The sequence below is a fragment of the Pseudescherichia sp. L3 genome (assembly GCF_024656065.1).
Classification (GTDB): domain Bacteria; phylum Pseudomonadota; class Gammaproteobacteria; order Enterobacterales; family Enterobacteriaceae; genus Pseudescherichia.
Map to the genome: position 1 here is coordinate 96,376 of NZ_JANKYC010000004.1, position 17,120 is coordinate 113,495.

Below are 17,120 nucleotides of genomic sequence, written 5' to 3' on the forward strand. Positions count from 1 at the left end.
GTTGCATTATCCCATGTGAAAGATGGTACATATTTAAGGAAGGGTTATGAAAACGGGATTGTTAGGCGTCAACAATAATAGAATAGACAGTGCCGCGGCACTATTATTAAGAAAGCAGCGCGGCGTTACGCTGCTAGAAATTATTATTGTTCTTGGCATTATCGGCGTGATTGCTGCGGGTGTAGTGGTATTAGCGCAGCGGGCCTTTACCGCCCAGGATATTTCAGATATTCAGAACAATACCAACACCATTCGGACCTCAATGGCTGAGGCGTTTCAGGATGAAGGCGAATATCCGCCTGCTACCACAACGGCGGTAACGCTGACCAAAGGCAATATTGCGACATCGACCGACCTCGCACCTATCGTTACGCTAAATAAACTGGGTAAAATCTCTCCCTCTGAATCGTTTAACGGTATTTCAGGCGATGCTTTCCAGATTGGCCAGGCGCTGGTTGACTCTGCCAGTAGCGTACACAAAGGCTTTGTGATTCTCATTAGCGGCCTTGACCAGCAGACATGCCGAAACCTTCTCTCGCAGATGGGGAACCAGTGGGACTATGTTGGTATTATCTCTGCGCCGGCCGGCGAGGATGCATCAGCACAGCTGAATGGAACTGAGCTGGATACTGCTAAAAAAGTAGGTAGCGTACTGAAATCCCTCTCCGTTGCGGAAGATATTAACAGTACAGATATCGTCAACGATGCAACCTGTAATATTGGTGGCGCGAATAACGGTATCGTTTTCGGTAGTAAGTAATTATTAAATAGACCTGTAATATCCGCTTTAGGGCGGATATTTTTTCCATGGTATCTGGAGTTTTTAATGATTAAACGCAGGGACGGCGGATTCTCATTACTGGAAATTATCATCGTCATGGCCATTGCGGGTGGGCTTCTGACTATGTATACCCGGTATGTCCGCAAGCAGGCAGATCGTTCGTCTCAGCGAAATATTTCTGCTGCGCTGGTACAGGAGATGAGAGGCGTTATTAATTTTGTCAGGGATGCTGACGTTACAGTCAAAGAGCGCGGGGCGGATGACACTGAGGAGATAATCAACCCGCTTTATAATACCGACACGCCAGATGCAGATTATCAGCTACGCCTGAGCAGCAGCATCGAAGATATCGATACCGGCAATAAAGATGAATACTACCTGTGGGGTGACGGCAACGATGCCAGCCAGCAACAGCGCTATCGCTTTATTAGTAGTAATTGCAACATCAAAACGCCGAAATCCAGCTATGCCTTTGAAAAGGAGTATCTTCCTTGCTGGATGAGCGATGCGGCTAAAAATAGCGTAGCGCATATTGATCGAATTGGCTTTCGCGGCAGCGATCTGGAAAGCCGGCAGAGCAGCATCAATCAGATCGATGCGATCGTTGAATTTAACGCCGACAGCAGCGACCGCCTGCTGGAGTTTGCGCGTTTTCAACCCGCTCTGACGCAGGCGCTGGCGGATATGGGGAATATGCCTTCGCACGCATGGGTAGTGCATCGGGACTCATCCAATACCAACTGGCGGTTGGTGACGAAAAATGACGATGGAAAAACACCCGTTGAGTTTGGCTCGGTGGCCAGTAATATCAACTCCTTAAAAGGCTATACTTCCGGCGCGTTTGGCGTTCGTTTTACCTTTGATTTAAATGATAACGACAGCGGTACTGCCGCCAGCGGTGGCGGTAGCAACATGTGCTGGAACGCGTCCAACAGCCAGGTAGAGATGTGTTACGAACAGCGCACCGGAACCGGAACGCACGGTGAGGACACGCTGCTGTCGCTGAATATGAAAGACGCAGGTAACACGAGTGGCGATCAAAAGCTCGGCACCCTGCAGGCTAACCTGGTCATGGAGAATACCGCACGCAGGGTCTATATCTTCCAGCGCAGCTATGGCGGCGATCTTGTCACGGATTCCGAAGGTAACCCTGAGTTTTATCAGTATTTGGATCGGCAATCACAACCTTTTATCGGCGAATTCCATGTTAATGAAATAACAGGAAATTCGACAGTCACTCATTCTAATGATGATCATAGCCTCTATCATTATGTGCCTTATACTTATGATGCATTTGAATTAGTTACTCCGACAGTCACGGATTATATTACGCATGGCGGCATGAACAGCTCTCCGATGGAAAAAGGAAAAGATAATAAACCTGCTTATAACGATGGGGAAATTAATAATACTATTAACGATACAGCTAACGTGCGCTATCCGGTACAAACTTGCCCTCGTGTAGAACAGATCATTACCTTACGGGATTCTAATGGAGAAGCATTGATGGATGCTGATAACAAACCGCGGCAGATAAAAGTTTTGCGAAAGTTATTTCCTCGTTTGAGCGTTGCCATATCCTCAGTTTCTGCTTATCGGGCGTATAGTACTGGGGGTTACGTATATGCCGACCCTAGTTTAACCAGAAGTAGCTTGACAAAAAGTACAATTGGACAATTAGCAGGTATAACTGCTCAGGTTGAGTTTACCGAACAAAATTTTGAAGACTCACCTCGAGCGCTAGGGCCTGGACGTAATAAAGGCGATCATGTTATCTATAATAATTCAAAATACATCTGGATTATTAGTTCAATGCTAGGCATGTTTGATGGCGATACCGGTGAGGGAGTAAATGTGGTAGACCCCTATTCAGTCTCCTATACCGTTAGCCGCTGGTGCAGCACGGTACCCCAGCCGGGCACGCCTGCCGATCTCTTAGATTCATTCCAGTATCAATAGTCTAGTCAGAACACGTTCTTAAAGGAATAGATATGCGTTATACAAGCCGTTTATTGCTCTCGCTCTTTTTTATAGCGTGTATGCCTCTAAATGCATTCGCTGCGCAGGAAGCCAAAAACCCATTTAATAATCCGGATCCAACAGTAGGCCATTCGATGGTAATCCGTGAAAATGAATTGTTAAGCCAGGGTGTTAAAGCCTGGGTTGCAGGCAATGGTTATAAGCTTTTCTGGAACAGCAAAAAGGACTACCTGGTCTATAACGACATTACGCTGACAGGAAAAACCGACGACGATATTTTACAGGCGCTAGGGGAACTCTTCTTTTCCGAAAATTATGGACTGGTAGTGAAGAAGTATGAAAAGAACCGCGTCATTGTCATCGATGAAATGTAATTATACGGACATATTATGAAAATCAAAATGGGAGCTTTACTGCTGGCGCTACTGGCGCAGGGCTGCGTCGGAGATTTTGAAAAGAAATTCGATACCGATGAGAGTGTAAAAAAAACGTTTTCTGATACCACGACTCAGGACGCATCTAAAGCAAAACCCTATATTAAATATGATACTGCTTTTTTAGGTCATAAGGTTGAGTACAGCGTTGAGCAACAGAAGCTGCTAAGTAAACACGTCAAAATTTCATCCTACGAGCCAGCCACCCTTGCTATTATTCTGGATGCGGTTGCTGCTCAGACGGGGATCAGCTATCGCATCAATGATAAAGCGATGGGCGATACTAAAGCGGACGGGACGGCCAGCGGCTGGGATAGGCCTCATAGCGTAAAGTTTGACGGTACCTTTGAAGAGTTTATGCGCTATATCGCTTCCCTGTATGACGTTAGCCCTAAACTCGACGGCAATAACATATTAAAAATAAATGTATATGAAACCTACGTTATCAAACTGGACTTCTACGGCGAGAACAACAAGTCGGAAACGACTCTTGATCTCTCCGGTAACGAGGCGACGACCAACGGTGGTTTAACCGGCAAAACAGAGACTAAGTTTGAATCATCCTTCTGGGACGACGTCGAGGATATGGCTAAAAACTATGTCACTTCCGGGAACTACAATCTGTTTAAAGACACATCAATCCTCATGGTTAACTCACGCCCTTCTGAGTATGAAGCGCTGAGCAAAGCGCTGAATAAATACAAAGCGGATAACAGTCGGCAGTTTATCCTGACCTACAAAATTTTCACCCTCGATAAAGCCAAGGTAAAACAACTGGAAGCCGGGCTGGGTTTTTCATTTGACGATGATACAAGCGCGATAAAAATTAACTCATCAATTCTTGACTCCTTAACCGGTGGTGTCTCTGTTGGCTGGAAAAACAGCAACGTTAATATTAATAGTGGGCTGGATGCACTCTACAAGCTCACCGGCAGCCGCTCCCTGCAAAGCGGTTCATTTATTACCCGCAACAATATGCCGGTGCCGCTAAACATGACGCGGTCGCAGAACTACGTCTCCAGCCGAACGCGAACCGTGGATGACAACGGCGAAGAGAATGTCGATGTGGAAACCGACTCCATCATTACCGGTACCAGTTTTATTATTACACCCCGCGTGCTCTCTGACGGGCGTATAGAGGTCGTTAGCGGGTTCACTAAGCGCTATCTGGAGGGCATTGAAGAGTACGATGACGTGCAGCTGCCTTCCGTAAGCACCACGGAGTCTTTTAATTCATCGATTATCATGCCCGGCGATCTGCTTATGGTGGCGAAGTACGATATGAAGGATGAAAACGGCGGCTTACAGTACCAGGTGCTGGGGGTCAATGATAACAGTAATGATGCTTCGGCAACGGTCGTCATGGTTATTGGCGTTGACTACTACCGTCAGCCGATTACCTCTCGCTAATGAAGAGGAATAGACGGTGAATGATATTTTACTTAAAGAGAATATCCTGACCGGTTTGCTATGGGAAGCTGAGGATATGTCATGTCTCGGGCTTCCCGCTCAGGCCTCATTTCGCGGAATGGTTAAAGCAAACCGTAAGCTTGTCTATCGTGATGATGAAGGCAAGCTGGCAACGGGCTACTGCAGTAAGGTATCCATGATTTATGAACCTTTTGCTATTTACATTAAAAATTTGTTTGGCGATGGGATCTATTTCTCCCACACCGATGACGCTACCACCTACCTACTGGTCATTAACCGTGGGCGAATTGTAAGCGGGACAGACTGTTTTATTGCCCGTCCACTCTTTGATGAGCTTATGCATCATTCAGGGAAATATGAGCATCTCGACATAAAGCCTTTGACCAATGCACATCTTGAGAGGGTTATTGAACAGTGCCATAGCCATCAAGCCTTACTTAAGCATCGGCGTCGCTTTATTATGACGATCGGTTTTTGCGCCAGTGCGGTTTTATTAATAATTCTGGCGGTCATACTCCAGTTTTACTTAAGCGAATAAAGTATGCGGGAAAGATTCTATTTCTGGAAAAGAAAAAGTGGCTATGTTACGCCACTTATCGCCATCGTGACCATTGTTACTGTCTCGCTGGCTCTTATTGGGGGAGCGTATGCCTGGTGGTATTACGATATAAAGGTTCCTGCCGAGAAAAAGCGGCTGCATCAGCTAGCCTTACGCAAGCAGCAGGCCGATCTTGCAGCGATTGCGTCATTTTATAAAAAATCGCTGGCGGGGGTGGGTATTCCACAGGCTATCGATATTCTGGCAGAAGTCCGGCGTAATACGCTGTCGGTATCGGCATTGGGCCTCGCCATTAAAAGCGTAAGTTTTGAATGCGATACGCTTAGCTGCGCATTTGGCTTTAAGCTTCAGCCTGGAGCCATCCTGACGCTTCCGGTCATTAATTTCTTTGGCAAGACGTATCCAGCTTCGATACCGGTCAAACGTGAAAAGGATAAAGCTCCGGTTAACGATTTTGAATATACAAGAGCTGCTTTGCCCTATAAAGAGAGCCGATTGCTCAAAGAGTGGCAAAGTAACAGAACGCTAAACCTGCATAGCTGTAACGAAATCATATCGTACGTGAATAGCTATAACTCGTTACTCAAGAGCGATAAAAGTGAAAAGACACGCGTTAATGGTGTCATTACCTATAAAAGTTATCCCGCTTCGTCAGTCAAAGATACAGAGAAAGCGCTGGCTGGTCAGTTAAAAGTGCGTGGCTTGAGAAGCGCTGCGTGGGAGATGCAGATCAACGACGAAAGCCATCTCTTTTATGCGCGAGCGACTGAAATTAACGCGCAGATTGCGCTCTATAAACAAGCCTATCGCGATGCTTTCTTAATCAGAAAAATAGAGTCAAATGATAAAGGTATTAAAATTTCGGGAGGACTAGTATGCAAAGCGTAATAAGGAGTTTAACGGCGGGCCTGCTCATGCTGGGGGGGGGGTTGGCTTATGCCGCGCCGACACAGGATCTGCCGCCTGCGCCATCGCCTGAGGAGAGCGCAATGCAGCAGCACCTCCAGAGAATGGTAGAAGAGGATTATGCCTGGGAGGCAAAAAAACGGGAGTTAACGAACGAGCTTGAGCTGGAAAGGATGAAGAGCGAAATTCGTAAGCTGCGTGGTGAAGACAAAATGCGCCCAGCGAGCCAGCCAGTACCGGTATCCGATTCAACGCTTATAGAGGCCGATGGCAGACCATCCAGCGGCGAACTCCCACATATTTTGCTGGAGTCAAACATTGGTGGTTTGTCACGGGTCGCCGTGGGCAGCGCCGACGGAAGCGATCTTCTTTATGTCACGCCGGGGGATAACTTTACGCTTGATGGTCGCCAGTACCAGCTAGTAAGGGACCAGCGAGCGCGGCTCGCTATCAAGGAAACGGCAAGGTGAGCGTAGACTACGTGCGTATTGCCCCAGAAGAGCTACTAAAAGGGGCATGGGAATATGATGAGTTTGAAGGTATTGGTATTACCGCCGCTTATGGCGGTAAAGAGTACCTGCTGGTATACATGCTGGATATGGACAGGCTCTTTGAGTATCAGATCCAGCTGGCACGCCTGAGTACGCTGCATAAACGCGCGTTATCTGGGCTGGCTAAGGTCACTGAAGAGCAGTACTACAAGGTTATCGAGTTTATCTCATTAAAACAGATAAGCGCCGTGCAGAGCGCGATTGATATTACCGATACCCAGCGGCGTCTCGGTAATATTCTTCAGCGCGTGATCAATATGGGGGCCAGCGATCTTCATATCACACGCAATGATGTATTAGCCGTCTTCGAGGCGCGGGTAAATGGTGTGCTGACGCCGTTTATGCAGGTCAAAGCGGCCCAGTGTGATGAGATGGTCTTCGTACTCTACAACGTGGAGGCGACTACGCGTGATACGACGTGGAACCGTGCGATTCCACAGAACGCCAACATCCTCTATAACATGGACGGTAAGCCCTACCGTTTTCGCTATGCTCACTTTCCCATTTTTGGCGAGTCCCCGGAGTGTTATCACGCGGTGCTGCGTATCATTCCATCGGGACTGCAAAAAGAGGGGCTGGGCTCGCTGGATAAAATAGGCGTTTCTGCCTGTGAAAGTGAGGATTTGAAAAAGATCCTTAGCTACCCCTATGGTGCGTACGTGATTGCTGGCACCACTGGCTCTGGTAAATCGACGACCTTAAAAAATCTTATGGAGTGGTTACAGATAAACCGCTATGAGGACAGGGGCTGCTTCCTGACGGTTGAGGATCCCGTTGAGTACCAAATCTATGGCGCGAAGCAGAGCTCGGTGATCAGCGGCGATGACGGAGGTTTTCATGCCGCGATCAAATCAGCCCTGCGCCGCGATCCCGATGTTCTGATGGTAGGGGAGATTCGTGACAGCATTTCGGCAAATGCACTGGCCGGGGCGGTAGAGAGCGGTCACTTCTGCTTTACCACTATCCATGCTGGCAGCATTGTTTCGCTGCTGCAGCGTATGTCTGCTTTGGGTATCGGTAGCGACAAGCTCTCTACGCCAGGTTTTATCGCCGGTTTGCAGTGTCAGAAGCTTATCCCGACCCTGTGCGATCGCTGTAAAAAAAGTTATAAATCGACCAGCATCTCCGGAAAGACATTTACGCTCTATACCGCTAGCAAAGAGGGGTGCCCGGCGTGCAAACAGAGCGGTATCAAAGGGCGGCAGATCGCTATGGAGTATTTTCTGCCTGGTTATGAAGAGCTGGCGGCTATCTCTCAGCAAGCGTGGCTACAGGTTTTTACTCTCTGGCGTAAAAAACGCTATACGGCTACGGGGCTGACCGAAGGCTTTAATATTCGGGAAAAGGTTATGGCGAAAGTACTACAGGGCCAGGTAGACGCTCGCTGGTTCGGCATGGAGTTTGGCATTATTCCCCCGGAAGATCTGGAGATTGTCGTTGAAAAAATTCAGTAAAAAACAGCGCATCTATATCTATCAATTCTGCGGCGACATGATTAAAGCGGGGTTGCCCCTATATGACTCCCTGAAAAAACTGCAGCTGGAGGGCCAGGCGCTGCTGGGAAAAGGCTTTAGCCAAAAGCTGCTGCTGCTGCTCATGCAGATGAAACAGGAGACCTCCGTTTCCGCCGTATTTACCGGGGCGGTGCCTGTTAGCGAGCTAAGCTTAATTAAAGCCGCAGAAAAGAGCGGTAGCCTGGCAGAGGGTTTTTTTACGCTGGTCTCAATTATTAAATATAACGATGAGCTGCGTAAGAAACTCGTTAATGCGTTAACTTTTCCATTGATTATGATTTCACTGTCATTAATCGTCATCGCAGGCTATGCACAAAAGGTCTTTCCGGCCTTTGCCTCGGTTGTGCCTATTGAGCGTTGGCCAGGCGTTACCCAAAGTCTTTTCCATTTTGGCACTAGCCTCTACGAAGGCCTGTGGTTAGAAATATTAATCGGCTTTATTATTTTAGTTTTTCTGGCGAAGTTTGCTATGGCAAACCTGAATGGTAACCTGCGTAACAGAGTTCTGGACAGGGTGTTACCTTTTTCAACCTATCGGCAGCTGGCCTCATCCGTATTTTTGAATAACATGTCGCTAATGTTAAGTAATAATATTCCGTTGACCGATGCTATTGTCATTATCCAGTCTAATGCTAATCGCTGGCTCACATGGCATCTCGACTGCATGTTGGGAAAAATGGCGCAGGGAGTGAACTACGGTAAAGCGATGGATTCGGGGCTCCTGGGCGCTGAAGAGCTGCTTAATATTAATCTCTATGCCGATCTGCCCTCTTTTAATGAGGTGCTGTTTTCGGTATCGGAACGTTCTCGCGAACATATTCATAATTATATTAACAAACTTGCCATTTTTTTAAAAAATTTAGCAACCCTAATCCTGGGGGGGTGCGTTGTCTGGGTCTTTATTGGACTCTTTGCCCTCATGGATACGCTCTCTAAAACTACCGGCTAATTCAGGGAAGAAAATGCAATATAACTTAAAAGGCGCCGCCGTTGCCGCGTTCCTCCTGTTTATCAATCTGACGGGCACCGCGACTGCAGGATACCGATTTGCACCGCCAAAGTGTGATTACCTGTCACGTCCGTTTCCCCTCTATTTAAAAAGCGTGGCATCTGAAAAAACCTCTTATCTCTATAATATTATTTATGTATTACACCATGACGAGGATATCTTTCCGACCTTTGCCCCGGCAGGCAGTTCGCCGGTTATCCATACCGATAACAGCAGTCAGATAAAGTGCCTTAATACCTCCTGTTATAGTGATGATTACTGGTCGAAGCCGGGCCATCCAGCCCAGATCTCACTCTATAACGCGATCGCCAACGATGCCGGGTACAGAAATAGCCATATCTATTCGATCTCCGGTGAGCTGGGACCCGGACACTCTGCGAGCGACCAGATCCTCTGGATCCCTTCCCGAAACCTTCGCCTGCTGACCATTGAGATTTTTAATAAGAGCGCTGCTGGTGGCCAAAGCGGAAATGAGAGGTACACGCGGCCGCTCTTAATTCAGTATCAGCGCAGCACCGATGCAACCGTAGCTGGCGATATGAACGGTAGCCTGAATTACCGTGGCGTCGCTACGCCAGCCATTACCTTCCAGCCACAGAGCTATGTTGGTTCCTCATTTTTACCCAAAAATATCAATATGATCGATTTTGCTTATATGAACATTACGCTGGACGGGCAGAAAAGAGCAGACTCTCGTCCCAGCGGCATAACGCCACATGCCGAGGTCGTCTCCTACACTCAGGCACCGCGATCTTCGCGTCTCTCCCCGGCAGATATCAGAACAGTTAAAGAGTATATCTCCCGCTGTTCCATTGAGCGTTAATCCCGATGCGTATTGAAGAGATATTCGCTGTCTGGTATCCATGGATTGCGCTGGGCCTGGGGCTACTCGTCGGTAGCTTTCTTAACGTTGTTATCTATCGCCTGCCTGTCATGCTAATGCGCAGCGCGGCAGACGACGCTACGCTGGGTCATTTTCCCAACGTTAATTTATGCTGGCCGCCTTCACACTGCCCGCGCTGCCAGCATATCGTCATGCCATGGGATAATATTCCTCTGCTGAGTTGGCTGCTGCTAAGAGGACGCTGCCGCTACTGCAAAAGTGCAATCCCGGTTATCTATCCACTTAGCGAGTTAGTTACCGGTGCTGTCTTTTTTATCCTGGTCTATTTCTACTTTCCTCATTTCACGCTGGTACAGATCCTCTTCCTGGCCTGCTTTTTTTGCCTGCTCTATACGCTGGCTGTAATAGACATCAATACGTTTCTGCTGCCGGATTGCCTGGTTTATCTTCTGCTTTGGCTCGGGCTGACCGCCTCGGTGCTGAACATTATTCCGGTATCACCCCGGGATAGCGTGGTGGGTGCGCTGCTTATCTGGTGTTTCAACGAGTGCATTGCCCGGGGGTACGTTTGGGTTTGCAAGCGAGAGGGGCTGGGCGGCGGGGACGTCAAGCTTTACGCGGCCTGTGCGGCCTGGCTTGGGCTTAACCATATCGCAGAGCTGATGCTGGGGTCGGCCATACTGGGCGTGCTGGCATTTTTCATCCGTGGCCTGCTGCGTTTTCGGCAGATTACCACTGCTGTGCCCTACATGCCGTTCGGGCCAGCCATAGCGGCTACCGCGCTGTTGATTTTACACATGGAGGTGCTTCGTTAATGCCGGTACTCGTGTTTTTGCTGACTCTTCTGGCCAGCATTTTTTCGCTGTCTGCGTATGCCTCGCTTCCTTTGCAAAAGGCTGTAGTCATGGCTCCAGAACAACCGGCTCCGCTATTTAGCTGGCCGCTCTCTGGTCCGCTACGGGTGACCTCACCGTTCGGTATGCGCTTTCATCCGCTTGAGCATATTTTTCTTAACCATAAAGGCGTGGATCTTCACGCGCCTATGAACAGTAAAGTTAAGGCTATTGCCGACGGACGGGTAGCAGAGACAGGTTATGGACCGTTGACCGGTTTTTTCATCACCGTTGATCATCTCAACGGCTGGCGCAGCCGTTATCTTCATCTCAACACGCTTAACGTCCGGAAAGGGGAGCAGGTAAAGCAGGGGGATTTAATCGCGCGCTCCGGCGCAACCGGGCGCACGACCGGCCCCCATCTGCATCTGGCGTTGAGCCACAACCAGCAGGTTATCGACCCAATGCGTATGATAGCCACTTCGCCAGGTGCCCCGGTAGCATCCGCGTCGCTGCCTGCCGAACCCGCAGCGCTATCGGTAATAGAGAGTACACCCGTGGTTACATTGATCAGCGGCGAGGGCGACGATCTGCAGCTAGGCGTGCGTATGGGTAATAAAACGGTTTTTTACCGCCTGAATGAGCCTGTCGAGCAGGGCGACGATGTCTGGCGAATTGTACGCAAGTACGGTAAGTACAAATTAGTCAAGATCGATCCGGAAAGCAGGCATCGGTAAGCGACTGTTTTTTGCCCATTTAGTGTATCAGATAGCCTGCGAATACGGCTTTTGCTCTTTTTTTCCGCAGTTGATACAATGCGGCAAAATTGCCCTTGCGCAGGTCATGCGCTTTGGTTAGTATTCACACCCGCTCAAGTGGGAAATAACATTAACTCCCGCTTTTGGTTTGAAACCCGCTAAGGGTTTGAAGCGTATGTTACGCGGCAACTCCGCAAGGAACAGGTTGATTATGTACGAAGCTCTTTTAGTAGTTTTCCTTATTGTGGCGATTGGCCTTGTGGGTCTGGTCATGCTGCAGCAAGGCAAAGGCGCTGATATGGGAGCCTCCTTTGGTGCAGGCGCTTCCGGTACGCTGTTCGGTTCAAGTGGTTCTGGTAACTTCATGACCCGTATGACGGCTGTATTGGCGACCCTGTTCTTCATTATCAGTCTGGTGCTGGGTAACATTAACAGCAATAAAACCAACAAAGGGAGCGAGTGGGAAAATCTGAGCGCGCCAGCGAAATCTGAGCAGACTCAACCCGCAGCGCCGGCTAATAAGCCGACCAGCGATATCCCACAGTAAGTATTCCGTACCGAGGTGGTGGAATTGGTAGACACGCTACCTTGAGGTGGTAGTGCCCTAACGGGCTTGTGGGTTCGAGTCCCATCCTCGGTACCAATATTCCAGAGAAAAGAGATCGCAAGATCTCTTTTTTTTCGTCTGTACTTCACGAAAACAGCGGCGCGCGCTTTCTCCTCTCCTCTCCCGGCTATACTGCTTAAAAACAGCAACCACTCCTGTGCGGTACAGTATCATGACCTGGCAGCGGCTCAACGGCGCGGCATGGCGCAATATCTGGGTTACCGGCGACCTTCACGGCTGCTACAGCCTGCTGTTGAATAAACTCAGCTTCGTTGGGTTCGACACGTCGCAGGATCTGTTGATTTCCGTTGGCGATCTCACCGATCGCGGCGTGGAGAACGTGGAGTGTATGACGCTGGTTACCTGTCCCTGGTGCCGGACAGTACGCGGCAACCATGAGCAGATGATGCTGAACTGCCTGCTCCATAACGGCAGCGCCAGCCACTGGCGGATGAACGGCGGCAGCTGGTTTTTCAATCTTGATGATGAGCAGGAGCAGCAGGCCAGAGCGTTGCTGCCCTATATTGCTGCGCTACCGCTGATCGTTGAGGTCACCACGCAGGGTAAAAAAGTGATTGTGTGTCACGCCGACTACCCTGACGATAACTATGTTTTTGGCACCCCGGTCGACGAAGAGCAGATCCTCTGGAACCGGGATCGGCTGGCCGCCTCACAGGCGGGCAGGGTAAAAGATATTCATGGTGCCGATCTCTTTATCTTTGGCCATACGCCGTTGCGTAAGGCACAACGCTTTGCCAATCAATACTACATCGATACCGGCGCGGTAATGAGTGGCAATCTGACCCTGATGCAGATCCAGACCGGGTAAGACAGTAAAAAGGGGCCCGCAAGCCCCGCATAAAGTTACAGGCTGCCGACGCCGCCGTCGACCAGCAAGTCGGTACCCACCGTATAGCTTGAGTCGTCCGACGCAAGATAGAGCGCGGCCTTTGCCATCTCACGTACGTTACCCATTCTTCCGAGCGGCACCAGTTTGATAATCTCCTCCTGCATGGCCCGTAACGCCTCTGGCTCAAGGCCAAGCTTGCCCATCGCCGGGGTTTCTACCGGGCCGGGGCTGAGACCGTTTACGCGAATGCCGCGCGGCAACAGCTCGGCGGACAGCGTGCGTGCCAGCGAAAGCAGGCCAGCTTTGCTGGCGGCGTAGACGCTGCTGGTGGGCAGGCCGATGCGTGCGCTAACCGAGCCGCAGAGGATCACTGAAGAGGGGTTATTCAACAGTGGCAGCAGGGCCTGAATCAGAAAGAAGGGGCCTTTGAGGTTTATCGCCATCAAGCGATCCCATTTGGCCTCGTCCCACGCCTCGATCTCACCGTGGGTAACATCGCCTGCGTTGATGAAGAGTGCATCCAACCGCGGCCAGCGGGTTGCAATCGTCTCGGCAAGCTGCTTTTGCGCGGCAATATCGCCCGCATCGGCAGGGATCACCCATGCGTTATCCCCCAGAATGCGCTTTGCCTCGGCAAGCGTGTCGGGGTTACGGCCGGTTACCGCCACGTGCGCCCCTTCGGCGATAAATTCCTGCGCCGTCGCCAGGCCGATGCCCGTCGTACCGCCGGTAATCAGCGTATATTTATCTGCTAAACGACCCATTTTCTTCTCCTGATTGGACACTGGAGAAAGCACTATAGAAACGTTACTATCTAAAATAAACCAGGTACCAATTGGATACTAACGAGGCAAGAGGTGTGCAATGGCGTTATTACTCGACTGTGCGGAAGAAAAAAATTGTCAGCATGAACCCTGCCCGATGACCAGCTTTATCGGACTGCTCTCCGGAAAGTGGGCCATTCCAATTATCTATCGTCTGATCGTCATCAACGAACCGGTACGCTTTGGCGAGCTGCTGCGGACCGCCGCACCCATTACGCAAAAAGAGCTGACCAAGCAGCTGCGGCTGTTCGAACAGCGCGGGCTGGTCACGCGTACCGTCTACCCTGAAATTCCCCCTCGCGTGGAGTATCACATCACTCCTCTTGGTCTCACCCTGCAACATGCCCTCGCGGCGCTGGCCGACTGGATGCATGAATACGGTCATCAGCTTAGGCAGTAGGCGCTTGCCCACTTTGCGAAACGGCTCCGGGAAATTTGTCATTAATCTGTCACACTTAGCACGACAATGACAAAGGTGAGGAGTTAGGGATGAAAAAAGCACTACTCGCAGTTGCGCTGGCCGGCGCATTAACCGCAGGTGCGCAGGCACAAACGACGCCAGAAGGCTACCAGCTACAGCAGGTGTTGATCATGAGCCGCCACAACCTGCGCGCGCCGCTGGCAGATAACGGCAGCGTGCTGCAGCAGTCGACGCCGAACAAATGGCCTGAGTGGGACGTGCCGGGCGGGCAGCTCACCACCAAGGGCGGGGTGCTTGAAGTCTACATGGGGCACTACATGCGTGAATGGCTGGCGGAGCAGGGGCTGGTGAAAGCGGGCGAGTGCCCTACGTCTGACGCCGTCTATGCCTACGCCAACAGCCTGCAGCGTACCGTCGCCACGGCGCAGTTCTTCATTACCGGCGCGTTCCCCGGCTGCGACGTGCCGGTTCACCATCAGGATGCGATGGGCACGATGGATCCCACCTTTAATCCCGTTATTACTGATAAGGACGCGGCGTTCCGTGACAAGGCGGTACAGGCCATGCAGACCGAGCGCCAGGGGATGCAGCTGGATGAAAGCTATAAGCTGCTAGCGCAGATCACACATTATGCCGACTCCCCCTCCTGTAAAGAGAAACAGGTCTGCTCCCTGACCGACCCGAAAGATACCTTCAGCGCCGGGTATGAGAAAGAGCCGGGTGTCTCGGGGCCGCTGAAGGTGGGCAACTCGCTGGTGGATGCCTTCACCCTACAGTATTACGAAGGCTTGCCGATGGATCAGGTCGCCTGGGGAGAGATCAAAACCGACCAGCAGTGGCGCGTGCTGTCGAAGCTGAAAAACGGCTATCAGGATTCGCTCTTTACCTCTACGGCAGTGGCGCAGAACGTGGCGAAACCGCTGGTGAAGTATATCGACAAGGCGCTGGTGACGGACCGGGCCAGCGCGCCGAAAGTCACGCTGCTGGTAGGCCATGACTCTAACATCGCCTCGCTGCTGACGGCGTTGGATTTTAAACCCTACCAGCTCCATGACCAGTACGAGCGCACGCCGATCGGCGGTAAAATTATTTTCCAACGCTGGCATGACCAGACCGCTAACCGCGATCTGATGAAGATTGAGTATGTGTATCAAAGCACGGAACAGCTGCGCAATGCCGATGTGCTCACGCTACAGGCACCGGCACAGCGCGTAACGCTGGCGCTGAAAGGCTGTCCGGTCGATGCGGAGGGTTTCTGCCCGGTAGATAAATTCGATGCGGTACTGAACGACGCGGCGAAGTAGGATGTAAGCTGGCAGGCATAAAAAAGGGCGCTTATGCGCCCTTAATACCTCAACTCGATATTACTGCTTATCGCTATGCTCAAGGCTGTCCATCTGCGGCAGGCCGGTGCTGGCCGAAGAGGAGAGCAGGCCCGTCTCAGCGTAGTTGAACAGCTTCTCGCGGGTGTCGGTGATATCCAGGTTACGCATGGTCAGCTGGCCGATACGATCGTCCGGTGAGAAGACCGAGTCGCCTTTCTCCATGGTCAGACGCTCTGCCTTGTAGGTCAGGTTGTCAGAGACCGTATTCAGAATGGAGTAGTCGTTACCACGACGCAGCTCCAGCGTCACCTCACCGGTGATGGCGCTCGCCACCCAGCGTTGCAGCGCATCACGCAGCATCAGCGCTTGCGGATCGAACCAGCGGCCCTGATAGAGCAACTTGCCGAGCTGGCGACCGTGAGAGTGATACTGCTCAATGGTATCTTCGTTGTGAATGCCGGTCAGCAGACGCTCGTAGGCGATGTGCAGCAGGGCCATCCCCGGAGCTTCGTAGATGCCACGGCTCTTCGCTTCGATAATACGGTTCTCAATCTGATCGCTCATGCCCAGACCGTGACGGCCGCCGATACGGTTGGCTTCCAGCATCAGCTCAACGTCATCTGCAAAGGTTTTGCCGTTCAGCGCCACCGGGTAACCGCGCTCGAAGCGGATAGTCACCTCTTCCGCCGGGATCTTCACGCTCTCGTCCCAGAACTTGACGCCCATGATCGGGTTAACGATCTTGACGCTGGAGTTGAGAAACTCCAGGTCCTTGGCTTCGTGGGTTGCACCCAGCATGTTGGAGTCGGTGGAGTAGGCTTTCTCGACTGACATTTTGTAGTCAAAGCCGCAGGCGATCATAAATTCAGACATCTCCTGACGGCCGCCCAGCTCGTCGATAAAGTCGGTATCGAGCCACGGCTTATAGATCTTCAGCTCGGCATTGGTCAGCAGGCCGTAGCGGTAGAAGCGTTCGATATCGTTGCCTTTATAGGTGCTGCCGTCGCCCCAGATGTTCACGCCGTCCTCTTTCATGGCGGCAACCAGCATGGTACCGGTGACGGCACGGCCCAGCGGGGTGGTGTTGAAATAGGTCAGTCCGCCGGTGGTATTATGAAACGCACCGCACTGAATAGCGGCAATGCCTTCGGCAACCAGCTGCTTACGGCAGTCGATCAGGCGTGCATTTTCTGCGCCGTACTCTTTTGCACGGCGTGGAATAGCCTCATAGTCATCCTCATCTGGCTGACCCAGATTCGCCGTGTAGGCATAAGGAACCGCGCCCTTTTGGCGCATCCACAGCAGGGCTGCGCTGGTGTCGAGGCCGCCGGAGAAAGCGATGCCAATACGTTGTCCAACCGGAAGATGCTTGAGAATCGTCGTCATAAAATAAATCCCTGCTAACTATACCTATGGTGAGAGACTTAACAGCCACGCCATGATGATAGGCTAAACATTACCGCAAAAAGCGCCTGGGCACCCATCAGTAATGC

Annotated in this window: 18 protein-coding genes and 1 tRNA gene; 17 read left to right on the plus strand and 2 right to left on the minus strand. The window is 51.1% G+C overall.

Annotated features, from left to right (window positions below; translation table 11 throughout):
• The first annotated feature begins 46 nt into the window (after positions 1 to 46).
• The 15 genes from NR795_RS17895 (at position 47) to NR795_RS17965 (ending at position 13,036) form a co-directional block, all read left to right on the plus strand.
• On the plus strand, positions 47 to 760 hold the full coding sequence (locus NR795_RS17895; protein ID WP_144817481.1) for a type IV pilus major pilin: 714 nt from the start codon (positions 47 to 49) through the stop codon (positions 758 to 760).
• A 66-nt stretch (positions 761 to 826) separates the two neighbouring features.
• Positions 827 to 2,740: a type II secretion system protein gene (locus NR795_RS17900; protein ID WP_257758913.1), complete on the plus strand. Its 1,914-nt coding sequence runs from the start codon at positions 827 to 829 to the stop codon at positions 2,738 to 2,740.
• Between the two features lie 32 nt (positions 2,741 to 2,772).
• Complete coding sequence (locus NR795_RS17905) at positions 2,773 to 3,135, plus strand: toxin co-regulated pilus biosynthesis Q family protein (RefSeq protein WP_257758914.1); 363 nt, start codon at positions 2,773 to 2,775, stop codon at positions 3,133 to 3,135.
• Between the two features lie 15 nt (positions 3,136 to 3,150).
• Positions 3,151 to 4,605, plus strand: coding sequence for a type II and III secretion system protein (locus tag NR795_RS17910; RefSeq protein ID WP_257758915.1), 1,455 nt, complete (start codon positions 3,151 to 3,153; stop codon positions 4,603 to 4,605).
• Between the two features lie 16 nt (positions 4,606 to 4,621).
• Positions 4,622 to 5,164 (plus strand): pilus assembly protein, encoded by a 543-nt coding sequence (locus NR795_RS17915; protein ID WP_257758916.1) that lies wholly within the window; start codon positions 4,622 to 4,624, stop codon positions 5,162 to 5,164.
• Positions 5,165 to 5,167: 3 nt separating this feature from the next.
• Positions 5,168 to 6,073 carry a hypothetical protein gene (locus NR795_RS17920; protein WP_257758917.1) on the plus strand — a complete coding sequence of 302 codons (906 nt, stop codon included), beginning with the start codon at positions 5,168 to 5,170 and terminating at the stop codon, positions 6,071 to 6,073.
• Positions 6,074 to 6,174: 101 nt separating this feature from the next.
• Positions 6,175 to 6,561 carry a hypothetical protein gene (locus tag NR795_RS17925; RefSeq protein ID WP_257758919.1) on the plus strand — a complete coding sequence of 129 codons (387 nt, stop codon included), beginning with the start codon at positions 6,175 to 6,177 and terminating at the stop codon, positions 6,559 to 6,561.
• The gene (locus NR795_RS17930) at positions 6,558 to 8,096 is read left to right on the plus strand and encodes an ATPase, T2SS/T4P/T4SS family (RefSeq protein ID WP_144817488.1); all 1,539 of its coding nucleotides are present in this window, start codon (positions 6,558 to 6,560) and stop codon (positions 8,094 to 8,096) included. Before NR795_RS17925 ends, NR795_RS17930 begins: the two co-directional genes overlap by 4 nt.
• Positions 8,080 to 9,105 carry a type II secretion system F family protein gene (locus tag NR795_RS17935; RefSeq protein ID WP_144817489.1) on the plus strand — a complete coding sequence of 342 codons (1,026 nt, stop codon included), beginning with the start codon at positions 8,080 to 8,082 and terminating at the stop codon, positions 9,103 to 9,105. The genes NR795_RS17930 and NR795_RS17935 overlap by 17 nt, the downstream gene beginning before the upstream one ends.
• 13 nt (positions 9,106 to 9,118) lie before the next feature.
• Positions 9,119 to 9,988, plus strand: coding sequence for a hypothetical protein (locus NR795_RS17940; RefSeq protein WP_257758920.1), 870 nt, complete (start codon positions 9,119 to 9,121; stop codon positions 9,986 to 9,988).
• Positions 9,989 to 9,993: 5 nt separating this feature from the next.
• Positions 9,994 to 10,824 (plus strand): A24 family peptidase, encoded by an 831-nt coding sequence (locus NR795_RS17945; RefSeq protein WP_257758921.1) that lies wholly within the window; start codon positions 9,994 to 9,996, stop codon positions 10,822 to 10,824.
• 89 nt (positions 10,825 to 10,913) lie between these two features.
• A complete protein-coding gene (locus NR795_RS17950; protein ID WP_257758922.1) occupies positions 10,914 to 11,579 on the plus strand; it encodes a M23 family metallopeptidase in 666 nt (221 codons plus the stop codon).
• 232 nt (positions 11,580 to 11,811) lie between these two features.
• Complete coding sequence (gene secG, locus NR795_RS17955; protein WP_042390130.1) at positions 11,812 to 12,147, plus strand: preprotein translocase subunit SecG; 336 nt, start codon at positions 11,812 to 11,814, stop codon at positions 12,145 to 12,147.
• A 9-nt stretch (positions 12,148 to 12,156) separates the two neighbouring features.
• Positions 12,157 to 12,243 (plus strand) — tRNA-Leu (locus NR795_RS17960).
• Positions 12,244 to 12,376: 133 nt separating this feature from the next.
• Complete coding sequence (locus tag NR795_RS17965) at positions 12,377 to 13,036, plus strand: metallophosphoesterase (RefSeq protein WP_257759083.1); 660 nt, start codon at positions 12,377 to 12,379, stop codon at positions 13,034 to 13,036.
• A gap of 35 nt (positions 13,037 to 13,071) precedes the next feature.
• Here the strand turns inward: NR795_RS17965 and NR795_RS17970 are convergent, their stop codons facing one another.
• The gene (locus tag NR795_RS17970) at positions 13,072 to 13,821 is read right to left on the minus strand and encodes an SDR family oxidoreductase (RefSeq protein WP_257758924.1); all 750 of its coding nucleotides are present in this window, start codon (positions 13,819 to 13,821) and stop codon (positions 13,072 to 13,074) included.
• Between the two features lie 100 nt (positions 13,822 to 13,921).
• On the opposite strand from NR795_RS17970, the gene NR795_RS17975 reads away from it, so the two are divergent.
• Both NR795_RS17975 and agp read left to right on the plus strand, forming a co-directional pair.
• Positions 13,922 to 14,281 carry a helix-turn-helix domain-containing protein gene (locus NR795_RS17975; protein ID WP_257758925.1) on the plus strand — a complete coding sequence of 120 codons (360 nt, stop codon included), beginning with the start codon at positions 13,922 to 13,924 and terminating at the stop codon, positions 14,279 to 14,281.
• A gap of 89 nt (positions 14,282 to 14,370) precedes the next feature.
• Positions 14,371 to 15,606: a bifunctional glucose-1-phosphatase/inositol phosphatase gene (gene agp / locus NR795_RS17980; RefSeq protein WP_257758927.1), complete on the plus strand. Its 1,236-nt coding sequence runs from the start codon at positions 14,371 to 14,373 to the stop codon at positions 15,604 to 15,606.
• A 60-nt stretch (positions 15,607 to 15,666) separates the two neighbouring features.
• Here the strand turns inward: agp and argG are convergent, their stop codons facing one another.
• Positions 15,667 to 17,013: an argininosuccinate synthase gene (gene argG / locus NR795_RS17985; RefSeq protein WP_144817496.1), complete on the minus strand. Its 1,347-nt coding sequence runs from the start codon at positions 17,011 to 17,013 to the stop codon at positions 15,667 to 15,669.
• Between the last annotated feature and the right edge of the window lie 107 nt (positions 17,014 to 17,120).

Excerpts from the sequence above, each read along its gene's own strand:
- NR795_RS17910 (WP_257758915.1), top strand. The coding sequence starts at position 3,151 with ATGAAAATCAAAATGGGAGCTTTACTGCTGGCGCTACTGGCGCAGGGC.
- argG (WP_144817496.1), bottom strand. The coding sequence starts at position 17,013 with ATGACGACGATTCTCAAGCATCTTCCGGTTGGACAACGTATTGGCATC.
- NR795_RS17895 (WP_144817481.1), top strand. The coding sequence starts at position 47 with ATGAAAACGGGATTGTTAGGCGTCAACAATAATAGAATAGACAGTGCC.
- NR795_RS17970 (WP_257758924.1), bottom strand. The coding sequence starts at position 13,821 with ATGGGTCGTTTAGCAGATAAATATACGCTGATTACCGGCGGTACGACG.
- NR795_RS17940 (WP_257758920.1), top strand. The coding sequence starts at position 9,119 with ATGCAATATAACTTAAAAGGCGCCGCCGTTGCCGCGTTCCTCCTGTTT.
- secG (WP_042390130.1), top strand. The coding sequence starts at position 11,812 with ATGTACGAAGCTCTTTTAGTAGTTTTCCTTATTGTGGCGATTGGCCTT.
- NR795_RS17900 (WP_257758913.1), top strand. The coding sequence starts at position 827 with ATGATTAAACGCAGGGACGGCGGATTCTCATTACTGGAAATTATCATC.
- NR795_RS17920 (WP_257758917.1), top strand. The coding sequence starts at position 5,168 with ATGCGGGAAAGATTCTATTTCTGGAAAAGAAAAAGTGGCTATGTTACG.
- agp (WP_257758927.1), top strand. The coding sequence starts at position 14,371 with ATGAAAAAAGCACTACTCGCAGTTGCGCTGGCCGGCGCATTAACCGCA.
- NR795_RS17945 (WP_257758921.1), top strand. The coding sequence starts at position 9,994 with ATGCGTATTGAAGAGATATTCGCTGTCTGGTATCCATGGATTGCGCTG.
- NR795_RS17975 (WP_257758925.1), top strand. The coding sequence starts at position 13,922 with ATGGCGTTATTACTCGACTGTGCGGAAGAAAAAAATTGTCAGCATGAA.
- NR795_RS17905 (WP_257758914.1), top strand. The coding sequence starts at position 2,773 with ATGCGTTATACAAGCCGTTTATTGCTCTCGCTCTTTTTTATAGCGTGT.
- NR795_RS17925 (WP_257758919.1), top strand. The coding sequence starts at position 6,175 with ATGCAGCAGCACCTCCAGAGAATGGTAGAAGAGGATTATGCCTGGGAG.
- NR795_RS17950 (WP_257758922.1), top strand. The coding sequence starts at position 10,914 with ATGGCTCCAGAACAACCGGCTCCGCTATTTAGCTGGCCGCTCTCTGGT.